The 20675-nt window shown below is 44.8% G+C and carries 23 protein-coding genes; 13 read left to right on the top strand and 10 right to left on the bottom strand.

Annotation, left to right across the window (positions count from 1 at the left end; all coding sequences use genetic code 11):
- Window positions 1–19: 19 nt before the first annotated feature.
- The 4 genes from F3J22_RS02070 to F3J22_RS02085 all read right to left on the bottom strand — a co-directional run bounded on the left by F3J22_RS02070 (window position 20) and on the right by F3J22_RS02085 (window position 2244).
- The gene (locus F3J22_RS02070; RefSeq protein WP_167013788.1) at window positions 20–502 is read right to left on the bottom strand and encodes a hypothetical protein; all 483 of its coding nucleotides are present in this window, start codon (window positions 500–502) and stop codon (window positions 20–22) included.
- A gap of 128 nt (window positions 503–630) precedes the next feature.
- Window positions 631–1125, bottom strand: coding sequence for a hypothetical protein (locus F3J22_RS02075; RefSeq protein WP_167013790.1), 495 nt, complete (start codon window positions 1123–1125; stop codon window positions 631–633).
- Entirely contained in the window at window positions 1116–1589 is a 474-nt protein-coding gene (locus tag F3J22_RS30780; RefSeq protein WP_167013792.1) for a sigma-70 family RNA polymerase sigma factor, read from the bottom strand. The genes F3J22_RS02075 and F3J22_RS30780 overlap by 10 nt, the downstream gene beginning before the upstream one ends.
- Window positions 1590–1737: 148 nt before the next feature.
- Window positions 1738–2244 (bottom strand): GNAT family N-acetyltransferase, encoded by a 507-nt coding sequence (locus F3J22_RS02085; RefSeq protein WP_167013794.1) that lies wholly within the window; start codon window positions 2242–2244, stop codon window positions 1738–1740.
- 153 nt (window positions 2245–2397) lie between these two features.
- On the opposite strand from F3J22_RS02085, the gene F3J22_RS02090 reads away from it, so the two are divergent.
- From F3J22_RS02090 to F3J22_RS02105, 4 genes are all read left to right on the top strand, one after another.
- A complete protein-coding gene (locus tag F3J22_RS02090) occupies window positions 2398–3669 on the top strand; it encodes an acetyl-CoA hydrolase/transferase family protein (RefSeq protein ID WP_167013796.1) in 1272 nt (423 codons plus the stop codon).
- An 84-nt stretch (window positions 3670–3753) separates the two neighbouring features.
- Window positions 3754–4773 carry a lipid A deacylase LpxR family protein gene (locus tag F3J22_RS02095; protein ID WP_167013798.1) on the top strand — a complete coding sequence of 340 codons (1020 nt, stop codon included), beginning with the start codon at window positions 3754–3756 and terminating at the stop codon, window positions 4771–4773.
- A gap of 127 nt (window positions 4774–4900) precedes the next feature.
- Complete coding sequence (locus F3J22_RS02100; protein ID WP_167013800.1) at window positions 4901–5917, top strand: lipid A deacylase LpxR family protein; 1017 nt, start codon at window positions 4901–4903, stop codon at window positions 5915–5917.
- An 18-nt stretch (window positions 5918–5935) separates the two neighbouring features.
- Entirely contained in the window at window positions 5936–6466 is a 531-nt protein-coding gene (locus F3J22_RS02105) for a hypothetical protein (protein ID WP_167013803.1), read from the top strand.
- A 1-nt stretch (window position 6467) separates the two neighbouring features.
- Here F3J22_RS02105 and F3J22_RS02110 read toward each other — a convergent pair whose 3' ends face one another.
- A complete protein-coding gene (locus F3J22_RS02110; protein ID WP_167013805.1) occupies window positions 6468–6935 on the bottom strand; it encodes an SRPBCC family protein in 468 nt (155 codons plus the stop codon).
- 204 nt (window positions 6936–7139) lie between these two features.
- Here F3J22_RS02110 and F3J22_RS02115 point away from each other — a divergent pair, with 204 nt between their 5' ends.
- Both F3J22_RS02115 and recR read left to right on the top strand, forming a co-directional pair.
- A complete protein-coding gene (locus F3J22_RS02115; RefSeq protein ID WP_167013807.1) occupies window positions 7140–8627 on the top strand; it encodes an Ig-like domain-containing protein in 1488 nt (495 codons plus the stop codon).
- 27 nt (window positions 8628–8654) lie between these two features.
- Window positions 8655–9275, top strand: a complete 621-nt coding sequence (gene recR, locus F3J22_RS02120) for a recombination mediator RecR (protein ID WP_167013808.1) — start codon at window positions 8655–8657, stop codon at window positions 9273–9275.
- Between the two features lie 148 nt (window positions 9276–9423).
- Here the strand turns inward: recR and F3J22_RS02125 are convergent, their stop codons facing one another.
- The gene (locus tag F3J22_RS02125; protein ID WP_167013810.1) at window positions 9424–9624 is read right to left on the bottom strand and encodes a hypothetical protein; all 201 of its coding nucleotides are present in this window, start codon (window positions 9622–9624) and stop codon (window positions 9424–9426) included.
- Window positions 9625–10025: 401 nt separating this feature from the next.
- On the opposite strand from F3J22_RS02125, the gene F3J22_RS02130 reads away from it, so the two are divergent.
- The 6 genes from F3J22_RS02130 (at window position 10026) to F3J22_RS02155 (ending at window position 15804) form a co-directional block, all read left to right on the top strand.
- Window positions 10026–11042, top strand: coding sequence for a homocysteine S-methyltransferase family protein (locus tag F3J22_RS02130; RefSeq protein ID WP_167013812.1), 1017 nt, complete (start codon window positions 10026–10028; stop codon window positions 11040–11042).
- 30 nt (window positions 11043–11072) lie between these two features.
- Window positions 11073–13832, top strand: a complete 2760-nt coding sequence (gene metH / locus F3J22_RS02135; protein ID WP_167013814.1) for a methionine synthase — start codon at window positions 11073–11075, stop codon at window positions 13830–13832.
- Between the two features lie 14 nt (window positions 13833–13846).
- Complete coding sequence (locus tag F3J22_RS02140) at window positions 13847–14617, top strand: exodeoxyribonuclease III (protein ID WP_167013816.1); 771 nt, start codon at window positions 13847–13849, stop codon at window positions 14615–14617.
- A 31-nt stretch (window positions 14618–14648) separates the two neighbouring features.
- Window positions 14649–14951 carry a DUF4286 family protein gene (locus tag F3J22_RS02145; protein ID WP_167013818.1) on the top strand — a complete coding sequence of 101 codons (303 nt, stop codon included), beginning with the start codon at window positions 14649–14651 and terminating at the stop codon, window positions 14949–14951.
- 316 nt (window positions 14952–15267) lie between these two features.
- Entirely contained in the window at window positions 15268–15537 is a 270-nt protein-coding gene (locus tag F3J22_RS02150) for an HU family DNA-binding protein (RefSeq protein WP_167013820.1), read from the top strand.
- A 150-nt stretch (window positions 15538–15687) separates the two neighbouring features.
- Window positions 15688–15804 carry a 30S ribosomal protein THX gene (locus tag F3J22_RS02155; protein ID WP_167013822.1) on the top strand — a complete coding sequence of 39 codons (117 nt, stop codon included), beginning with the start codon at window positions 15688–15690 and terminating at the stop codon, window positions 15802–15804.
- An 80-nt stretch (window positions 15805–15884) separates the two neighbouring features.
- Here F3J22_RS02155 and pdxH read toward each other — a convergent pair whose 3' ends face one another.
- On the bottom strand, window positions 15885–16532 hold the full coding sequence (pdxH, locus tag F3J22_RS02160; RefSeq protein WP_167013837.1) for a pyridoxamine 5'-phosphate oxidase: 648 nt from the start codon (window positions 16530–16532) through the stop codon (window positions 15885–15887).
- Between the two features lie 74 nt (window positions 16533–16606).
- On the opposite strand from pdxH, the gene F3J22_RS02165 reads away from it, so the two are divergent.
- Window positions 16607–17713, top strand: coding sequence for a DUF3298 and DUF4163 domain-containing protein (locus tag F3J22_RS02165; protein WP_167013839.1), 1107 nt, complete (start codon window positions 16607–16609; stop codon window positions 17711–17713).
- A 76-nt stretch (window positions 17714–17789) separates the two neighbouring features.
- Here the strand turns inward: F3J22_RS02165 and pyrH are convergent, their stop codons facing one another.
- From pyrH to rpsB, 3 genes are all read right to left on the bottom strand, one after another.
- On the bottom strand, window positions 17790–18500 hold the full coding sequence (gene pyrH, locus F3J22_RS02170; RefSeq protein ID WP_167013841.1) for a UMP kinase: 711 nt from the start codon (window positions 18498–18500) through the stop codon (window positions 17790–17792).
- A 169-nt stretch (window positions 18501–18669) separates the two neighbouring features.
- Entirely contained in the window at window positions 18670–19494 is an 825-nt protein-coding gene (gene tsf, locus F3J22_RS02175) for a translation elongation factor Ts (protein WP_167013843.1), read from the bottom strand.
- A gap of 116 nt (window positions 19495–19610) precedes the next feature.
- The gene (gene rpsB / locus F3J22_RS02180; protein WP_167013845.1) at window positions 19611–20603 is read right to left on the bottom strand and encodes a 30S ribosomal protein S2; all 993 of its coding nucleotides are present in this window, start codon (window positions 20601–20603) and stop codon (window positions 19611–19613) included.
- Window positions 20604–20675: the final 72 nt, after the last annotated feature.

A 20675-nucleotide genomic window follows, 5' to 3' on the forward strand; every position in this document is an offset into this window, starting at 1 on the left:
CAAATGAAATCCCTAAATTCTAATGGGTAGTTGAGGAAGAAGGAACTTTCAGGCGGATGAGTGCGTCCTGAAGATGATTAACCTGGTTATTGAGATACCAGGTAGAAGCGGCAAGGGCCATTACTAATACACAAAGGGCGATAAAGGCGCAGCGCCACCAGATGCTGACAGTAATATCACGTTTCCAGCCCTGTTTGATTTCCAGATAATCGTTACCGTTACCATTTCCGGAATTCGTATAACCGTTTTTGTTATGAGGCGGGCGCCTGTTGGTATCGTCATCGCGGATACGCTGCATGATTTCATGCTTTACGCTGGCGGGTGGCATGACGGCATCTTCCAGGAACAGGTGCTCAAACGTGAGTTCAGTATTGGCAGCCTCCACATCCACGGTTGGAGATATCATTCGGAGAAAATGATATTCCCTTACCTGATCCGGAGTTGCCAAATTGAGCAGCACACGTTCGATATTGCCTTCATCGATGTAATGTCTGATATTCAATTTGATCTAATTAAATAGGAATAAAAGGAGAATATATTTTATTAAAATATACTATAAGTCTATTTACGATTCTACAGCAGGAAATGGATTCCTGATAAAATAATATTTTTTATTCCCCTCAAAACGTGTTAGCTCCGACTGATATTGTATGGCGTAGTGTCAGGAGTACTAATCGAATGTGGAGTAATGATGAGTTGCCCGGTTTTTTCCTTCATCTGGGCATATTTGAGATAATAAAAGATACTGAAGAAGAGAAATATCTTCGCCAGAATGATGAGCATAAAAATAAAGATGCGCCAGTTTTTGTGAACCATGATCTGGTCGCCATCTTTTGGCTGAATGTTGATAAAAGTATAGTTCGGGGGTACGTCATTGGCGGAACCGCCACCATTGCCATTATCCCATCTGAATGCCTGTAAAACTCTTTCTCGTGTCTCCATCGGAGGAAGCACAGCATCAGCGTAAGCGGCACGGTGAATGCGGCGCTCTACGATCTCGATTTCTGTTTCCAGCTCCGGATAGAGCTTTCTCATCAGCTGAAACTCTTCAGCTTCATCTTCTGAGATCAGACCCATTACATAGGATTCAATTATCCCTGTTTCTATGTAAAACTTTAGTTCCACGATTCTTTAATGTATTTTCTGAAAGCCTTCATGGCTGAGCTGAGCAGTTCATTTACCTGTTCATCCGGCAAAGCCAGCATTCGGGCTATCGTTGTGATGGATAATCCTTTAAAATAACATAGTCGGAAAACTTGTTGTTCTTTTATGGGTAACTCGAGATAAAATCTTTGTAACATTCCTTCTTCCTGTTTCATAAGCTCTGCGCCGGTTAGCGCTGTCTCAGGAATCGCTTCTTTGATTGCCAGTTCCCTGGTTTTACGTAACATCCAGGCGAAAAGAGTATGATACCCGGAGTTGCGGAATGTTCCGATATTTTGAAATGCCCAGATATATACCCGGACTATCACATCATTTGCTGTTCTTTCAATCGGGACCAGCTGCAATACTACACCGTACAGGGCCCCTGAAAAACGATCATACAAAAACTCCCTTGCCTGCGGATCCCCTGCTAATAGTCGATCCACCAATCCATCCTCGGTAATATTTGACAGATCTCTACGCAAAAGTTGTAGTGTACTCGTTTAGATTGCTAAAATATAACATTTGTCTCTGAAAGCGAACAAGTAAGCCCATCATTTTTTATGCACATAAATAACTAAAATGGACAACTTTTCATAAATCCATTCGGTAAAGCCAGTATTGTGCCCCAAAAATCGGGTCCAGTTCCCTGATCAGCCGGAAGCCGAGTCGTTCATAAAGTCGCCTGGCAGTGGGCATTTCCGTACTGGTATGTAATCCAAGTACCCTTTCTCCGGAGGCCTTCGCCGCCGATATGGCCATCCGCATCAGCTGCTCCCCTATCCCTGCTCCCCGAAAAGACGGATCCACCCCCAGCAAACGGATATAACTCCAGTCTGCCGGATAAATCGCCGTCGGATTACCCGATGGCACCAGGAAAACAACCCCGGCAAATGTATTATCATCTTCCTGAAAACATATAAAAACAGTACCTGACAAGATAATCTCCCGCAGACGATCGCTGTCTGCCAGGTTTTCCAGCAAACGCGGGCCATTATCTCCCGGAAAAAGAAACCTGAACTGTTCATAACTCTTCAGCAGCAATCTGCAAATCGCTTCAGTATCCGCCACTGTACCTGTTCTGTATTTTAATATAGCCATCTGCGTTAGTGATAAGGATGATTTTACAACAAATGCCCTTCTTTTCTTGTTCCTCTTTTTTTAAATATCTATCGTGTTAAAGTACAACATGATATTATTCATAGTTTGTAATCTTCCCGCACGATAACTTAGTCATACAACAAACCTGATCATATGCGCTATTTAGCAGCTACTGATGCCGTAAAACTTATCAGCTCCGGAGATACCGTATTTATCCATACTGCCGCCGCTACACCCAAAACCCTCGTAAAAGCGATGTCTGAGCGTAGCAATGAGTTACAAAACGTGCGACTGGTAAGTATTCATACCGAGTGGGACGCAGATTACGCAGAACCGGAGCACGTTCACGCTTTTCATGTAGATTCTTTTTTCGTAGGTAAAAATATACGCAAGGCGGTAAATGAAGGCAGGGCCAATTATGTTCCGATGTTCCTGTCAGAGATACCGAAATATTTCCGTTCACTTGATCATCCGATAGATGTTGCGCTGATTTCTGTTTCTCCTCCTGACAAAAACGGCTACTGTACGCTAGGTGTTTCCTGCGATGTTTCCAGATCTGCCATCAGCCTGGCAAAAACGATTATAGCAGAGATAAATCCTTTTATGCCAAGGGTACTGGGAGATGGCGTTATTCACATATCCCGTATCAGTGCCGGCGTGGAGGTATATTATCCGATTTATGAACAGCCAGTAAAGGCCCCCACGGCTACAGAACTCGCCATCGGACAGCATGTAGCCTCACTCATAGACGATGGCGCCACTCTGCAGATGGGTATTGGCGGTATTCCGAATGCAGTATTGCAATGTCTCCATAATCATAAAAACCTGGGCATTCATACAGAAATGTTCTCTGACGGCATTATCGACCTGGTGGAAAAAGGCGTCATCAACGGGCGTAAAAAGACCATTCAGCCGGAACTCCTGATATCCAGTTTTGCGATAGGCTCCCGGCGGCTATACGATTTCATGGACAGCAACCTCATACTACGGCTGCTGGACGTGGAATTTGTGAATAACCCTTCCATCATCCGTAAAAATCCCAAAGTAACTGCTATAAATAGTGCAATAGAGATCGATATCTTCGGCCAGGTATGTGCTGATTCTATCGGTTTCAGGCAATATAGCGGAGTAGGCGGACAAATGGACTTTATGCGCGGAGCCGCACTATCAGAAGGGGGCAAGCCCATCATTGCCATTCCTGCCACCACTTCAAAGGGCATTTCCCGGATCGTATCCAGGCTACACCCAGGCGCCAGCGTTGTTACTACCAGAGCGCATGTACACTATGTAGTAACAGAGTTCGGTATTGCCTATCTACGCGGGAAAAACCTGAAACAAAGAGCACAGGCACTGATAGATATCGCACACCCCGATCACCAGGAACAGCTGTCGAAAGATGCCTTCGAAATCTTTAAAGTTTTTTAATCTTGATATTGTCAACAATACCAGATGCCCTTCGGTTATTTATGCATAGGTTTCAGAAGAAATGAGGCAGCATAAATATTAACAATGAAGCATTCGTTAATTTGTTTTATCCTTTGCATATTATCCCTGACATCAACGGCACAGATCACACAGAACGCTACCAGCATTCTGAAACTAAATGAGATTGATGATTATTTCAATCTCTGGGGAAGAGGAACAGACAGAGCATATACCAATGGAAGCTGTATAGGATATCTCTACATGAAAAAAAAGGATGACCGCTTTCTGGATAAATGGGTAATGCCAAAAGCCGGTAAATCCGCTATTAACGTATGGGATTGGAGTCTCATGGAAATGATGATGACACCCAACAACCTGGAAGACAGTAATTACATACCCAATGATTTTTACTATGCAGGATCTTTTTTTGCTATTCATGGACTCACCTCCTATAATCCGCAGAAAAAATACAGCCTGCATTCTGAAATTGTATTTGGCTTTATGGGGCCATGGGCACTAGGCGGCGAGCTCCAGAAAATGATGCATTCGGCCCTTGGCGATGAGAAGCCACAAGGTTGGGGCAATCAGCTTCCCAATGCGCCACTGCTCAACTATAATTTTACGTTTCAGCGCATGCTGTGGAACCCGAAAAAATACCTGGAAATTGTAGGCGCCGCAACGGCACAGGGAGGCACGATGATAGACGGCTTAAATGCAATGGCCACTATCAGAGTGGGACTATTCAATCCCTACTTTGGCGACGAAGACCTTCAAAAGGCTACCAGGCATAAGTTTCAAGTCTACGCATTCTTCAACCCTACGGCCAGTTACGTAATGTATAATGCCCTGCTCCAGGGAGGCCTGTTTCGCTCCCAAAGTCAGCAATTCCGTGAACAATCCGCGGCGCAGGTAACCCGCATGAACCCTTTTATTGCCGGATATGACTATGGTGTGGGGTTTGTCGTCAACAGGTGCTCCTTTATTTATTCCCAGCAAACAGCTACTGCCTGGATGAGTGGTACCGGCAAACATAGTGTTGGTAATATCATGGTGCTGATTGCCCTGTCGAAACGCCCGGTACCATCACCATCATCTGGCCAATAGCATATCAGGAGGGCTGTCGGAATAGACCTCTGAAAGCATTTTTAATCAGGCTGTGGTCAACAATACCAGATAGTCGCCGGTTATTTATGGATAGATTTCAGGAGGAAAGGCAGCATAAATACTGACAATGAAGCAAACTTTACTTTGTTTAATCCTTTGCATATTATCTCTGATCACACAGGCACAGCTTACTCAGAATGCCACCAGCCTTCTGAAAATTTATGAAGATGATGATTTCTTCAATGTCTGGGGCCGTGGAACAGACAAGGCGTATAGTAATGGAACGAGTATCGGTTATCTCTACATGAAGAAAAAAAATTCAAAATTTGTAGATAAATGGTTGATGCCCAAGGCCGGAAAAATTGCTGTTAACGTATGGGAATGGAATATCATGCAGATCATGATCACCCCCAACAATATTTCTGATACCGGCTTTATTGCGAATGATTACTATTATGCAGGTGCATTATTCGCCCGACATGAGCTAACCTCTTATAATGCAGTGAAAAAATATAGTCTTCATTCGGAGATTCTCTTTGGGGTAATGGGGCCATGGGCCTTTGCAGAACAAACGCAGACCTTTTTCCATGAACTCATACACTATCAGACGCCGCAAGGCTGGGGACATCAGGTACCTAATGCACCGCTACTCAACTATAATTTCACTTATGAACGGATGTTATGGAACCCGGTGAATTACCTGGACATTCGCGGTTCGGGAACTGCCCAGGCAGGCACCATGACCACGGCATTACAGGCAAAAGCATCCGTGCGCGTAGGTCTTTTCAACCCCTACTTTGGTGATCCTGATATGGCCAAAGCCACCAAAAGGAAATTTCAGGTGTATATTTTTGGTAACCCCATGTTTAACATAACTATGTATAATGCGCTGCTGCAGGGCGGTATATTTCGCTCAAGAGATCAGCAATTCGTTGATTATAATTCTGAACAGCTGACCCATATGCGCCATTTCACCTGGGGTATAGACTATGGTATGGGATTTGGCATAAATCGTTGTTCGTTTATCTATACACAACAATCCAGAACAGCCTGGATGAGTGGTACCGGCAAGCATAGCGTTGGTAATATTACCCTGTTAATATCCTTGTCTAAACGCCCGGTGCCGCCACCTTCTATTCGGTAAACCTTTAAAAAATATAGTATGTTGAAGTATCTGCTATTTATTGCCTTCTGCTGTGTATTTGCCTATGCCTGCCAGGAATCTGAGGACAAAAAACAACACAACGACCAGGACACTGCCTTTGCAGACACACCAGATCCTATCGCACAGCTGAATGTAAACCCGCTACCCGGTTATTTTGTGAAAAACAATATCACCGTTTCCGATAGCCTGACCTTTTGGGTAATCGACAATCAACAACAGTTTGATAGTATTTTTGGAATGGCGAAAACGATGAAGAATGATATTCCAAATCCAGATCTTGGTACACAGGTAGTAATAGCTGCTACCATGCCGGCAACTTATTACCAGACGCAGATCTCACTGGATTCTTCCTATGTCAATACAAACGATAACAGCGCTTCGCTGTATTTTTCGGCCAATGGCCAGGACAGCAAAAGTTCCAGTTCCATCGTTCCATTGTGGCTGGGCAGCATTCCGAAAAATGGCAAAACGGTGATAAAGCTCTATAACGGCGGACAGCTGGTGAGTGAAGTGAAAGAAAAAGAGTAGCCTATTCCATAAATGTATGGCCGGAAACCTTGCCTGACCTGTAGTTAAAAAGATCTTCCAGCTGTTTCTTTACAAATACCTGATGGGCCAGTGTTCCCAATATGCCCAGTGGCATCCTGTAGTGCACCAGGTCTGTCATTCGTACACCTCCTGCCACTACTTCAAAGTGATGTTCGTGATGCCACATACTGTAAGGGCCTGTGCGTTGTTCATCCACAAAATATTGCTGTGGGTGGACATGCGTTATCTCTGTGACCCATGTCAGCGGGATTCCTGCTACAGGGCTCACTTTATAGGTAATGATTTGTCCTGCGTAAATCTGTCCCTGGTGGGGAGGAGAAGTAACACGGAAATTCATATACGCTGGTGTCAGGTCGATCAGGTTTGCCGGAGAAGAAAAATAATTCCATACCGCTTGCAGAGAAGCGGGAATTACCTGTATCCGTTGGAGAGAATAAATTCTTGACATAAGGTATCGATCAAGTAGTCACTGCAAGATCGTACAACTTAATGTATTTTCGTACTTTATATATGGAGATGGGGCCAGCGCACCATCAAATAACTATTTGAATTACAGAGTCTTATATTTTTACTTATAGCTGACTGGGGAGGTAGCTTAAATATAGTAGCCGCTTTCCGGGCATTTCGTAAGTTTGCCAAATATTTTTAATTCATGATTCGACATTTCCGGAACTGGGCCTTCTGGCTGATATTTATAACAGTAGCTGTATTATCATTTTCACGTTGCGCCAATATAGTGCCACCGGGGGGTGGTCCTAAGGATACATTGCCACCGGTATTATTACAGGCGAGGCCACAGGATTCGTCGCTGCACTTTACCGGGCAGAAGATCTCCTTTGTTTTTGATGAATATGTGGAGCTGGATAACATCAATGATAAACTGATCGTATCCCCTACCCTTAAGCGTCAGCCGGTAGCAACCGCCAAGCTGCATACCGTGACCGTTACCTTCAAGGATACACTGAAACCTAACACCACCTATACTTTCAACTTTGCAGATGGTGTGCGCGACATCAACGAACGTAACGCCATCCCTGATTTTCAGTATGTATTTTCTACCGGTAATTACCTGGATAGTCTGCAGGTAACCGGTCGTATCATTGATGCTGAAAGCGGCAAACTGGATAGTAACATTGCTGTAATGCTGTATCCTTATCCGTCTGAAGACTCCATCGTGTCGAAGGAAAAGCCTTTGTACTACGCTAAAAGCAAGGGAGATGGCTCTTATCGTTTTAAGAACCTGGCGCCGGGCACCTATAAAGTTTTTGCGCTCAAGGAAGAAGACAAAGACCTCTTATATACCTCTTCTTCTGAGCTGATCGCCTTTCTGGACAAGCCAATCGTGCTGGAAGAGAAGAATATATCGGATGTGAACATGCTGTTGTTTATGGAAAACGACAGTACTGTTAAAAAGCCTTCTGAATTTGGTACAGATTCTCTTGATCAGGCGGAGAAGGTAGAAGAAACGGCGAAAGAGAGAGAAGAGAGAATAAAGAAATTACCCAAACTGACCGCACAGCCGAAGCTGGAGAATAATAAGCAGGAATTGCCACTGCCTTTACTGCTGACTTTCACCATGCCGCTAAAGTATGTGGACAGCAACCGTATACAGCTGCTGGAAGACTCGGTATTTTCGCCGGTAACTTTCCATGCTTCGCTGGACACCACTACCAAAAAGGATCTTTCTTTCTACTATAAGTGGAAAGAGAATACCCCTTACCGGCTGATCATTCCTAAAGAAGCGGTCAAGGATACGCTTGGACAGGCCCTTGTCAAGAATGACACCGTTAACTTTGTGTCCAAGAAGCTGGTAGATTATAGCATTTTCAAGGCAGACCTGATTATTACGGATAGTACCAGGGAGGCGATTGATGATAGCACGATGCATTATGTGGTGCAACTCGTTCAGGATAAGACGATTAAGTATTCAGGCACCACCGTAAATGGTAAATGGACCCAGGAGCTTATCACACCGGGAGAATATGAAGTACGCATACTTTTAGACAGGAATGGTAATGGTAAATGGGACCGCGGGAGCTATTATACCGAGCCCAAGCGTCAACCGGAGCGCGTGATTCTGCTTCCTGACAAATACAACCTGAAAGCGGGCTGGAACAACTTAAAAACACTGAAAATTTAGGCGTACAGGATTGCCTACCTTTGTAACATGGTATTTTCTTCTGCACTGATAGAAAACGCGGTAAATGAATTTTCCCGGCTTCCCGGTATCGGGAAGAAGACCGCACTGCGCCTGGTATTGCACCTGCTGAAACAGGAGCCGGCCCAGGTACAGCAGTTTAGTGATGTAATTGCAAGAATGCGTGAGCAGATTAAATTCTGTAAAGATTGCCATAATGTTTCCGACGAAGAGATTTGCAGCATTTGTGGCAGTCATACCCGGAACAGGCAGGTCGTTTGTGTGGTAGAGAGCATCCGGGATGTGATGGCGATCGAGAACACCCAACAGTATAATGGCCTGTACCATGTATTGGGCGGCATTATCTCTCCATTGGATGGTGTTGGGCCAGACCAGCTGAATATACATTCGCTGGTAGAGCGGGTAAAGCAGAAAGGGGTTACAGAAGTGATTATGGCCCTGAATCCTACTATTGAAGGAGATACTACCATTTATTATCTCTCCAAAAAGCTGAAGGAATCGCCGGTAAAGATCACTACTATTGCGCGTGGTATTGCTTTTGGGGGAGAGTTGGAGTATGCCGATGAGATGACATTGGCCAGGTCTATTTCCAACAGGTTACCGTTGGAAAGCTATGTACAGCAACGATAACAAGTTTTTTTATAGTTAAAAAGCCGGTCTCTACTGAGTAGAGGCCGGCTTTTTAGTTTAGGGTATAACACAAAAAAATACGGGTACTGAATAGTACCCGTCTTCGTTTAACCTGTAATTCCACGTTATGAAAATTTTATCGGGATTGCTATTGCTCTCCTTCAATGATGTTATGGTTGGTCGTTGATTTTTCTTTTTCCTTTAGCTCTTTCCAGCGCTGCATTTCAACCTTATTCAGGAAACAGATTTTAAATACCTCCTGACTACCTGATTCCTGATCTGGTACTGGCTGAAGCCCCAACCTTGCCAGGTGTTCACGGAGGGTATGGATATGCTGAGATATCGACATGACTGGTTAAATTTTGTTGTAAAGATGTAATAAGATAATAGCGTTAATGAATGACAGATAATATCAGAGGCAGATACATCGGGATGCCGGGTTACAGCAAATACCGGGCTGGTGGGGAGCCGAGGCCGATTGTTGCATTGTCTTTAAATATTCTGATTGCATGTGCTTTATTATTACCCTACAAATATAGTAGACTTTATAGACTTCTTCCAAAATTTTTTATAACATATAAACAAAATCTATTTCACAGACCCATAATATCACCACTGACTAATAACCACAGTGTCCTTAAAAGGGCTATAAATACTAGGGAATATTGTATATTTGCAAGGATATACAGGGTGGATTTGTTTATTGTTCGACCCTGGTTTAAACCGAAACTAATAAACGCCTTTACAGACATGAAATCTTTACAAGACTGTGCAAATGAGCGCGTGCTCATCATCGATGGTGCCATGGGTACCATGATTCAACGATACAAGCTTACAGAAGCTGATTACAGAGGCACTCGTTTTGCGGATTACCCAAGCGACCTCAAAGGAAACAATGACCTCCTCAACCTCACGCAGCCACAGATTATAGAAGCTATTCACAAAGAGTACCTGGAAGCTGGTGCCGATATTATCGAAACCAACTCCTTCAGTTGTACTTCTATTGCAATGGCCGATTATGATATGCAGGAATTAGCATTTGAGCTCAACATCGCTGCTGCCAGCATTGCTAAAAGGGCGGCGGTGGAGTATACCGCTAAAAACCCTGACAAGCCGCGTTTTGTGGCTGGTGCTATCGGGCCGTTGAATAAAACGTTGTCCTTATCTCCGGACGTTAACAACCCCGGGTATCGTTCGGTCACCTTCGACGAAGTGGCAGCTGCCTACCAGGAGCAGATCCATGGCCTTGTGGAAGGTGGTGTGGACATCCTCCTGATTGAGACCATCTTCGATACATTAAACTGTAAAGCTGCGATCTACGCCATCAAAAAATACTTCCGTGAATCAGGTAAGCCACCATTACCTATCATGATTTCCGGTACGATTACAGATGCCTCCGGCCGTACCCTGAGTGGCCAGACGCTGGAAGCATTCTATATCTCGGTAATGCATGCCAATCCGTTTTCTATTGGGTTGAACTGTGCATTGGGCGGACAACAGATGCGTCCTTATGTAGAAGAGCTGTCCAACATCGCCAGCTGCTACGTAAGCTGCTATCCGAATGCCGGCTTACCAAATGCCTTTGGGGAATATGATGAGGAGCCGGAAGATACCGCCTGCATTATTGAAGACTTTGCAAGCTCCGGTTTCGTAAATATAGTTGGTGGATGCTGCGGTACTACCCCAGACCATATCCGACACATTGCAGAACATGTGAAAAATATTCCACCACGTCTTAAACCTGTACAGACAACCACTCTGGCATAGTTTATCATTTTATTCCGACTTACAGCAACAATGAGCGTATCTACAATAAATAATGAAGCGGCATCTGCGGCAGCTGAGCGTGAACAAAGAATTATTCCGCCCTATATGAGGCTGAGTGGTCTTGAACCGCTGGTTATCCGCCCGGAAGCCAACTTTATCAACGTCGGCGAACGTACCAACGTTACCGGTTCCAAAAAATTTGCCCGCCTTGTTCGTGAAGGCCTGTATGAAGAAGCACTTTCAGTAGCGCGTCAGCAGGTAGAAAACGGCGCCCAGATCCTGGACGTAAACATGGACGACGCCCTCCTCGACGGTGAAAAGGCAATGACCACCTATCTGAACCTCCTGGCAGCAGAACCGGATATTTCCCGTATCCCTATCATGATCGACTCCAGTAAGTTCAGCGTAATTGAAGCAGGTCTGAAATGCGTACAGGGTAAATGTATCGTAAACTCCATCTCCCTTAAAGAAGGGGAAGAGAAGTTTATCGAACATGCACAAACCTGTAAGGCATTCGGTGCTGCTGTGGTGGTAATGGCATTCGACGAAAACGGCCAGGCAGATACCCTGGAAAAACGTGTTGAATTCAGTTACCGCGCCTACAAAATCCTTACTGAACAGGTAGGATTCGACCCACAGGATATTATATTCGATCTCAACATCTTCGCTATCGCCACCGGTATCGAAGAACATAATAACTACGCGGTAGAATTCATTGAAGCTACCCGTCGTGTGAAAGAACTGATGCCACTCACCAAAGTAAGTGGTGGTGTAAGTAACGTGTCTTTCTCTTTCAGAGGTAATGAAGCTGTGCGTGAAGCCATGCACTCCGTATTCCTGTACTATGCCATCAAAGCAGGTATGGATATGGGTATCGTTAACGCAGGTCAGTTACAGATCTATGATGACATAGAACCACAGCTGAGAGAACTTTGTGAGGATGCCATCCTGAATCGCCGGGATGATGCAACGGAAAGACTGGTCGCTTTTGCAGATACCGTAAAGGCTAAAGGCAAGGTCATTGAAAAAGATGAAACCTGGAGATTAGGCACAGTAGAAGAACGACTGAGCCACTCTCTTGTGAACGGTATCACTGATTATATCGAGGCTGATACAGAAGAAGCCCGCCAGAAATACCCTCGCCCGCTGGACGTTATTGAAGGTCCGTTAATGGATGGCATGAACGTCGTGGGTGACCTCTTCGGCAGTGGTAAAATGTTCCTGCCGCAGGTAGTAAAGAGTGCCCGTGTGATGAAAAAATCCGTAGCCGTTCTTACGCCGTTCATCGAAGAAGAAAAGCTGAGAATGCAGGCGGAGTTTGGCGGAGAAATAAAATCTGCCGGTAAAATATTACTCGCTACCGTTAAGGGAGATGTACACGATATCGGTAAAAATATCGTGGGTGTGGTATTAGCTTGTAATGGCTACGAAATCATCGATATGGGTGTTATGGTGCCAGCAGAAAAGATTCTGCAGACAGCTAAACAGGAAAAGGTGGACATTATCGGCCTTAGCGGGCTGATTACGCCTAGTTTGGATGAAATGGTACACGTAGCCCGCGAAATGAAAAGGCAGCAATTTGAGGTACCGCTGATCATCGGTGGCGCTACTACATCCCGTACCCATACCGCCGTGAAAATTGCGCCGGAGTATGAACATGGCGTAGTACACGTACTGGATGCCTCCCGTAGCGTGACGGTTACCGGTAGTCTGCTCAACAAAGCCCTGAAGAAGAACTTCCTCAGCACCATCAATACAGAATACAACAAACTCAATGAATCTTTCCGGAATAAAAAACCGGTAAAGCAATATCTGCCCTTCGAAACAGCGCAGCAAAACAAGACAGCTATTGACTGGAATGGCTTCTCCCCTGTTAAACCTAAGTTTACCGGTATAAAGAAGTTTGAAAATTATGATCTGGGAGAGATAGCCGCGTATATAGACTGGCAGCCATTCTTCATCTCCTGGGAACTGCATGGTAAATTCCCTGCAATCCTGACGGATGAAGTAGTGGGAGAACAGGCTACGCATCTGTATCACGATGCACAGGCCATGCTGAAAAGGATCATCGAGGAGAAATGGTTGGACGCCAATGCGGTTATCGGGATTTTCCCGGCAAACGCAGTAGCAGCCGATACTATTCGCGTAACTCCTGAACAATCCGGCAGCGAACCTGTTAATCTTGAATTCCTGCGCCAGCAGATCAAGAAGGCGCCGGGGCAGCCAAACCTTTCCCTGGCCGACTTTATCGCGCCACAGGAAACCGGTAAACAGGATTATATCGGCGGCTTCGCTGTAACGGCAGGCGCGGGTATAGAAAAATGGCTGGATAAGTTCAAAGAAGAGCTGGACGACTACAGCAGCATTATGCTGAAGGCGCTGGCAGACAGGCTTGCAGAGGCCTTTACAGAGCTGATGCACGAAAGAGTGCGTAAGGAGTTCTGGGGATATGCAAGCGAAGAACATCTTTCCAACGAACAGCTGATACAAGAGGCATATATGGGTATTCGCCCGGCGCCAGGCTATCCTGCCTGTCCGGAGCACACAGAGAAGTACAAACTTTTCGACCTGTTAAATGCCACAGAAAATACCGGTATTACACTCACAGAATCACTGGCGATGTATCCGGCTTCCAGCGTTAGCGGATGGTATTTTGCCAACCCTGAAGCGAAATATTTTGGTTTAGGTAAGATAGAGAAAGACCAGGTTAACAACTATGCCGCCCGTAAAGGCTGGACGATAGAAGAAGCAGAGAAATGGCTTCGTCCTAACCTGGAATATGATATGTAAAAGATTAGCACATCATGCGAATTGTTTCCTATAATGTGAATGGGCTGAGATCAGCCATGACTAAAGGTTTCACCGAGTGGCTGGCCGACAATCCTGCTGACATTATCTGTTTGCAGGAGATCAAGGCCAATAAGGATAATGTTGACTTCCGTAAGTTCGACGAATTAGGCTACGATCACTACTGGTTTAGTGCCCAGAAAAAGGGTTACAGCGGAGTGGCCGTACTGACGAAATTCAAGCCGGATAACGTTGTATATGGCAATGGCAACTCACAAAGTGATGCCGAAGGTCGTTTTATCAGGCTGGATTTCGGGGACCTGACACTCATCAACACCTATATTCCTTCCGGAACCAGCGGTGATGAGCGTCAGACGTATAAATATCAGTGGCTGGAAGAGTTTTTCAGTTACCTGAGCGAATTACGTAAAACCCGCCCTAATCTTATTGTTTGCGGCGATTATAACATTTGCCATAAACCTATAGATATTCATGATCCCGTAAGTAACAAGAATTCCACCGGTTTCCTTCCTGAAGAAAGGGCCTGGATGGACAAGTTATTTGCCAGCGGCTTCGTGGATACCTTCCGTCATTTCAATCCGGACCCGCATCAGTACAGCTGGTGGAGCTTCCGGGCGAATGCGCGGAACAATAACAAGGGTTGGCGTATCGATTATATCAACGTAACATCTCCCCTGAAAGAAAGGCTGAAACATGCCGCCATCTACCAGGACGTTAAACACTCAGATCATTGTCCGGTATACCTGGAACTGGCCAGCAATGCCTGATTACAGTATACCTATATAGTTAGCAGCATACATGATCATTTATAATATTACAGTAAAAGTAGCCACCAGCATACATCCCGAGTGGATGCACTGGATGCGTAACGAGCAGATTCCGGCCATGTTGCAGACAGGTCTTTTCCATGACTACCGCATGTGCCGGCTATTAGAGCAGGATGATAGTGAAGGCCCGACATATGCCATTCAGTACTTCACAGATACCATGGAGAACTATAATACCTTTATGGCAGAGTATTCCGGCGGATTAAGACAACGGGGTTATGACCTCTTTGGCGACCAGTTTATTGCCTTTGGAACGGTGATGAAGAGCGTCTGAAACATCATAAAATTGTAAACTTATCCACAGGAAATCCACTGTTTTCAGGGGGTCGGGAGTTAGGTACGAAAGTTGCGAAAAGTGCTGAACAATGCTAAAAAACCATTGAAACAAGCTACAGCACGGCGTTTCAAAAGATTACACATTTTTGCGTGACCAAATCGGGGAAAGCAGCAATCTGCTGTAACCGTTACCTGTAGCGTTTTTCAGCCGATAAAAAAATGTATAAAAAAGTTGCAAAAAATTTGGTAATCTGATAAAACGCGCTATATTTGCTCACATCAAACATTTCTTCACTAGTTAAATCTTACTAACTATGAACAAAGCCGAATTAATCGACAAAATTGCCAAAGATGCTGGCGTTACAAAAACCCAGGCTAACGATGCTTTAGACTCTTTCACCAAAGCTGTTGCTGATACCCTGAAAAAAGGTGGTAAAGTAACTTTGGTTGGTTTTGGTACTTTCTCCGTATCTAAACGTGCTGCACGTAACGGTAGAAACCCACAGACCGGTCAGATCATCAAGATCAAAGCTAAGAAAGTTGCTAAATTCAAAGCTGGTAAAGCTCTGTCTGACAAGCTCTAATCAGTTAGCACAACTTATTCAAGCAAGGAACAATTATGTTTCTTGCTTTTTTTTTATATCAAACCGCCAGTAGTGTAGAATTTCAGCGATTTGAATTAATTTGCGGCTGTTATAACATCATATTAAAAAACAAACTACAAATCATTTGTTATGGGTAGAGGAGATGTAAAAACCAAAAGAGGTAAGATCTTCAATTCTTCTTTCGGTAAAGCAAGACCAGCAAGAACTAAAAAAACTGCTGCTCCAAAAGCAGAAAAGAAAGCTTAGTTTTCTCGCAGAGATACAAAATTAAAGGCGCAAATCATCTTCACGATATTTTGCGCCTTTGTTGTGTTTAATATGCTTTATCAGGGAGCCAGCCGCTCTATCAGCCAGCTGCTATCCGGCTCCAGTACGTATAATATCCGGTCGTGCAAACGGCTGCTTCTACCCTGCCAGAATTCTATCTTAGAAGGCTTCACCACATAACCACCCCAGTAATCGGGTCTTTCAGGCTCACGATTGGCAAAAGTTTCTTCCACCTTGGCAACTGCCTGTTCCAGGAATCCACGGTTTGCAATCACCTTACTTTGCGGAGAAGCAATAGCACCTATTTTACTGCCATGCGGGCGGCTATTGTAATATGCATCACTTGTCGCCTTATCTGCCTTGCTCACGATGCCTGTGATCCGCACCTGACGCTCCAGTTCTTTCCAGAAAAACAGCAGGCATACATGGTGATTCAAGGCAAGCTCCTGTCCTTTCTGGCTTTCATAATTCGTAAAAAAAAGGAACCCATCTTCATCGAAACTTTTTAACAATACAATCCTTGCAGATGGAAGTCCATCCGGGGTGCTGGTAGCCAGTGTCATGGCATTGGGTTCATCCAGCTCACCGCTGGTCGCCTCTTTCCACCATTTTCCAAACTGCTCCAGGGGATGTTTTGCTACATCTTTTTCATCCAGGGAAGCCATGATATAGTCTTTACGCAGGTCCGCTATTTTCTGATTTAACATGGTCATGGGTTTTAACTAATAACAAAGGTATGGAAGGATAATAGTAATTTTGGCCGACCTGATATAAATCATCTATGAAAAGAATATCCTTATTGCTATTGCTGGCAGGAATCGTACTCTTCTCCTGTAAACAGAAGCCAGGCAGTTCGCAGCAGGACGAAAATGCCGGCATTATTCCCTTAGTCAGTGCTCCCTATTTCTATACATTGCTGAAAGGCACTATGGGCGATAAGCCTGTTACCATGCAATTATTAAAGACCACACCAAGTGTGTACCGTGGCTACTATTCATTTGATACTTCCGGTCAGCCTATCACCATCTGGGGAACAGGAGATTCAGGGTATATCAAGTTATATGAGGAGAATATAGATCCGGAGAACGAGCGGTTTTTCAGTGGTATGCTCGACGATTCCGGGCACCTCACCGGTGTGTGGCATGGCAATGGCACCTCCTATCATTTCAATTTCCACACAGATTTTAAAGATGCCGTACCGCTGGTTGTATACTACGCAACGGACTCTGCCTATATGATTCCAGGGAATACTAAATCTCCATTGGGACTGGCTTCCACCAGTATTTTATGGCCGGCAAAAGACATACAGCCTGAACTTTCTGCCTTTTTGAAACAGGTCATTACGGGCAGCAATATCCAGGACCCGAAGCAATTCATGAAGCGGACGATCGATTCTTTCATCACCAGTTATTCCACTGCTGGCGGCACTGTAGATACGGCAGAGTTACTGGACCCTTCCAGTGCAGGTTCGTGGACCTGGACCACCGAAAATGATATGAAGGTGGTGTATAACCACTGGCCATTGCTCGTATTGGAAAAATATGGCTATGCCTATACAGGTGGTGCGCATGGCAACTGGGGTAGTACTTTTATAACGATTGACGCGGCGAAAAAGAAGGTATTAAAACCTGCGGATGTATTCAAGCCGGGCTACAAGGAAGCCTTCAGCCCTTTACTGGATAAGGCTTTCCGGGAAAAATATAGTATTGATGGGGATGAAGTACTGAGTCAGAGTTTACTGACCCCTACGATTGTACCCAATGATAATTTCATATTTACAGATAAGGGAGTTGCCTTCAGTTATGTGCCTTATGAGATAGGGCCGTATAGTTTGGGGCAGGTAACGCTTTATTTGCCTTTTACCGCTATCAGGCAGTGGATTAAATAATTAAGGCAGTATGCTAATGAAAAGGCCCGTTTCTACGCTGTAGAAACGGGCCTTTTTAATAATATGTATAAAGAAATTAGTGAACGAGGGTACCAACGTTTTTACCCATGATGACGTTCAGGAGGTTACCTGGTCTGTTCATGTCGAAAACGATGATTGGCAGTTTATTCTCCTGGCAAAGGGTGAAAGCTGTCATATCCATTACGTTCAGGCTTTTCTGGTAAACTTCAGAGAAGGTGATAGTTTCGTATCTGGTAGCGGTTTTATCTTTTTCAGGATCTGCGGTGTAGATACCATCTACACGTGTTCCTTTGAGGATAACATCTGCCTGAATTTCGATTGCGCGAAGGGAGGCAGCTGTATCAGTAGTAAAGTACGGGTTACCGGTACCGGCGCCGAAGATTACTACGCGACCTTTTTCCACGTGGCGGATGGCGCGGCGGCGGATGTAAGGTTCTGCGATTTGTTCCATTTTAATAGCCGATTGCAGGCGGGTGTAGAGCCCGATTTTCTCGAGGCCGCTTTGCATAGCCATTCCATTGATCACTGTGGCCAGCATTCCCATATAATCCCCCTGAGCTCTTTCGATACCGGTTTCGGCTTCGTTCATTCCACGATAGATGTTACCACCGCCGATTACGATAGCAACCTGTACACCGAGGTCGGTAACAGCTTTGATATCATAGGCATATTGTTGTATCACCTTTGGATCAATTCCATAATTTCCTTCCCCCATGAGGGCCTCACCGCTCAATTTGAGCAAAATTCGCTTATACTTTGGCAACATGACGCTTAAAGATATTGTAAGATTGTGATTTCCTTTTGTTACTACGGTATTCTAAGATACAACATAAACGCAGAAAATGCATTTCCCGAAATTTCGGTGGTGTTGAAAATTCATGCGCAAAAAAAAGGAGAGAAATTTTCATTCTCTCCTTTTTAAAGATATAATAGTATTAACCTAACGCGATACGCTTAAAGCTAGTCACTTTCAGGTCAGCATCTACTGATTTCAGGTAATCGCCAACAGATTTGTTGTTGTCTTTAACGAAAGCCTGGTTAACCAGGGTACTTTCTTTAAAGAATTTGTTCACTTTACCAACAGCGATTTTTTCAGCCATTTCAGCTGGTTTACCTTCTGCTTTCACTTGTTCAACAGCGATTTCTTTTTCGCGTGCGATCAGTTCAGCAGGAACGTTGTCAGCATCAACCGCGATTGGGTTCATTGCTGCGATCTGCATAGCGATATCTTTACCAACTTCTTCAGAAACGGTTTTAGAGAAAGCTACGAGTACGCCCATGCGGTAGTTACCGTGGATGTAAGCAGTAACGCCACCGCCAGTAACGAATTCAAATTTGTTCAGGGTGATTTTCTCACCGATTTTAGCAACCTGGTCGTTCACTCTGTCAGCAACGGTAGCGCCGTCGAGTTGAGCAGCGTTCAGGGCTTCAACAGTGGTGATATTGTTAGCCAGTGCCAGATCAACGATAGACTGAGCGAATTTCACGAAGTCTTCGTTTTTAGCAACGAAGTCGGTTTCGCAACCCAGACCTACGATAACGCCGGATTTACCATCTGCAGATGTTTTAGCGATGATAACACCTTCTTTGGTTTCGCGATCAGAACGCAGTGCAGCTACTTTCTGACCTTTTTTGCGCAGGTAGTCTACTGCCTGTTCAAAATCACCATCACTTTCTACCAGTGCTTTTCTGCAATCCATCATACCAGCACCAGTTTGCTGACGCAGTTTGTTTACATCAGCTGCTGTAATTGTTGCCATGAGCTATATTAAGTTTAAAGATTAAAATTGAGTTGATATTAAACTCAAATTACGAATTACGTTTATGCGGGAAGAATCCAGCAGGAACGCAATTCGTAATTTGTATTTAGATAATATTATCTGGCACCACCTGGTTTGCGAGGACCGCTACCAGTGTTGGAGGTACGACGTTGACCGCCACCCTGGCCACCGCCACGGTTTTGTCCGCCCTGACCGCCACGGTTTTGACCACCGCCACGGTTCTGACCGCCCTGGCCACCACCACGGTTTTGTCCGCCACCCTGGCCACCGCCACGGTTAGCGCCACCACCTGGTCTGCGACCTCTTTCACCTTTTTCGTCGCCGCCTTCAGCTTCGAATTTACCAGCTTTATCTTCTGCTTCTTCTTCCTCTTCAACTTCTTCAGTTTTCTCTGTAGCTCTTTCAGAAAGACCTTCAGCGATAGCTGCGCAGATGTAGCTGGTGATGATAGCAATAGATTTAGTAGCGTCGTCGTTCGCAGGGATAGCGAAGTCAACTTTGGTAGGGTCAGAGTTAGTATCTACCATACCGAAAGTAACGATACCGAGACGTTTAGCTTCTGCCAGTGCGATATGCTCGTGAGAGATATCTACCAGGAACAGAGCAGCTGGAACGCGAGCCAGTTGAGCGATACCGCCCAGTACTTTCTCCATTTTCTCTTTATCGCGGGATAAAGTCAGGCGCTCTTTTTTAGTGATATTGTCGAAAGTACCGTCAGCCAGCATTTTTTCGATGCTCTGCATTTTCTTAACGCTCTTACGGATAGTTGCGAAGTTGGTAAGCATACCACCTAACCATCTTTCAGTAACGTAAGGCATATTGATATTGCGTGCAGCGTCAGCTACGATTTCTTTAGCTTGTTTTTTAGTTGCAACGAACATGATCTTCTTACCGCTTTTTGCGATAGATTTCAGGGCAGAAGCTGCTTCCTGTAAACCTTCAACGGTTTTGTTCAGATCGATGATATGAATACCTTTCTTTTCTGCGAAAATATAAGGCAGCATTTTCGGGTTCCATTTTTTCTTCAGGTGACCGAAGTGAACACCTGCCTCCAGTAACTGCTGCTGCAATGAGGTATTATTTTCCATGTTTATATTGCTCAATTAAAAGGATCAAATAATAATACTGTAGCGGATAATGAAAAGCGCATCCGCCAACAG

The sequence above is a fragment of the Chitinophaga sp. Cy-1792 genome (assembly GCF_011752935.1).
Taxonomy (GTDB): Bacteria; Bacteroidota; Bacteroidia; order Chitinophagales; family Chitinophagaceae; genus Chitinophaga.

What these genes read in the sequence shown, in the direction of transcription:
- F3J22_RS02085 (WP_167013794.1), bottom strand. Translation starts at nt 2,244, where the DNA reads ATGGCTATATTAAAATACAGAACAGGTACAGTGGCGGATACTGAAGCG.
- F3J22_RS02090 (WP_167013796.1), top strand. Translation starts at nt 2,398, where the DNA reads ATGCGCTATTTAGCAGCTACTGATGCCGTAAAACTTATCAGCTCCGGA.
- F3J22_RS02095 (WP_167013798.1), top strand. Translation starts at nt 3,754, where the DNA reads ATGAAGCATTCGTTAATTTGTTTTATCCTTTGCATATTATCCCTGACA.
- F3J22_RS02100 (WP_167013800.1), top strand. Translation starts at nt 4,901, where the DNA reads ATGAAGCAAACTTTACTTTGTTTAATCCTTTGCATATTATCTCTGATC.
- F3J22_RS02105 (WP_167013803.1), top strand. Translation starts at nt 5,936, where the DNA reads ATGTTGAAGTATCTGCTATTTATTGCCTTCTGCTGTGTATTTGCCTAT.
- F3J22_RS02110 (WP_167013805.1), bottom strand. Translation starts at nt 6,935, where the DNA reads ATGTCAAGAATTTATTCTCTCCAACGGATACAGGTAATTCCCGCTTCT.
- F3J22_RS02115 (WP_167013807.1), top strand. Translation starts at nt 7,140, where the DNA reads ATGATTCGACATTTCCGGAACTGGGCCTTCTGGCTGATATTTATAACA.
- recR (WP_167013808.1), top strand. Translation starts at nt 8,655, where the DNA reads ATGGTATTTTCTTCTGCACTGATAGAAAACGCGGTAAATGAATTTTCC.
- F3J22_RS02125 (WP_167013810.1), bottom strand. Translation starts at nt 9,624, where the DNA reads ATGTCGATATCTCAGCATATCCATACCCTCCGTGAACACCTGGCAAGG.
- F3J22_RS02130 (WP_167013812.1), top strand. Translation starts at nt 10,026, where the DNA reads ATGAAATCTTTACAAGACTGTGCAAATGAGCGCGTGCTCATCATCGAT.
- metH (WP_167013814.1), top strand. Translation starts at nt 11,073, where the DNA reads ATGAGCGTATCTACAATAAATAATGAAGCGGCATCTGCGGCAGCTGAG.
- F3J22_RS02140 (WP_167013816.1), top strand. Translation starts at nt 13,847, where the DNA reads ATGCGAATTGTTTCCTATAATGTGAATGGGCTGAGATCAGCCATGACT.
- F3J22_RS02145 (WP_167013818.1), top strand. Translation starts at nt 14,649, where the DNA reads ATGATCATTTATAATATTACAGTAAAAGTAGCCACCAGCATACATCCC.
- F3J22_RS02150 (WP_167013820.1), top strand. Translation starts at nt 15,268, where the DNA reads ATGAACAAAGCCGAATTAATCGACAAAATTGCCAAAGATGCTGGCGTT.
- F3J22_RS02155 (WP_167013822.1), top strand. Translation starts at nt 15,688, where the DNA reads ATGGGTAGAGGAGATGTAAAAACCAAAAGAGGTAAGATCTTCAATTCT.
- pdxH (WP_167013837.1), bottom strand. Translation starts at nt 16,532, where the DNA reads ATGTTAAATCAGAAAATAGCGGACCTGCGTAAAGACTATATCATGGCT.
- F3J22_RS02165 (WP_167013839.1), top strand. Translation starts at nt 16,607, where the DNA reads ATGAAAAGAATATCCTTATTGCTATTGCTGGCAGGAATCGTACTCTTC.
- pyrH (WP_167013841.1), bottom strand. Translation starts at nt 18,500, where the DNA reads ATGTTGCCAAAGTATAAGCGAATTTTGCTCAAATTGAGCGGTGAGGCC.
- tsf (WP_167013843.1), bottom strand. Translation starts at nt 19,494, where the DNA reads ATGGCAACAATTACAGCAGCTGATGTAAACAAACTGCGTCAGCAAACT.
- rpsB (WP_167013845.1), bottom strand. Translation starts at nt 20,603, where the DNA reads ATGGAAAATAATACCTCATTGCAGCAGCAGTTACTGGAGGCAGGTGTT.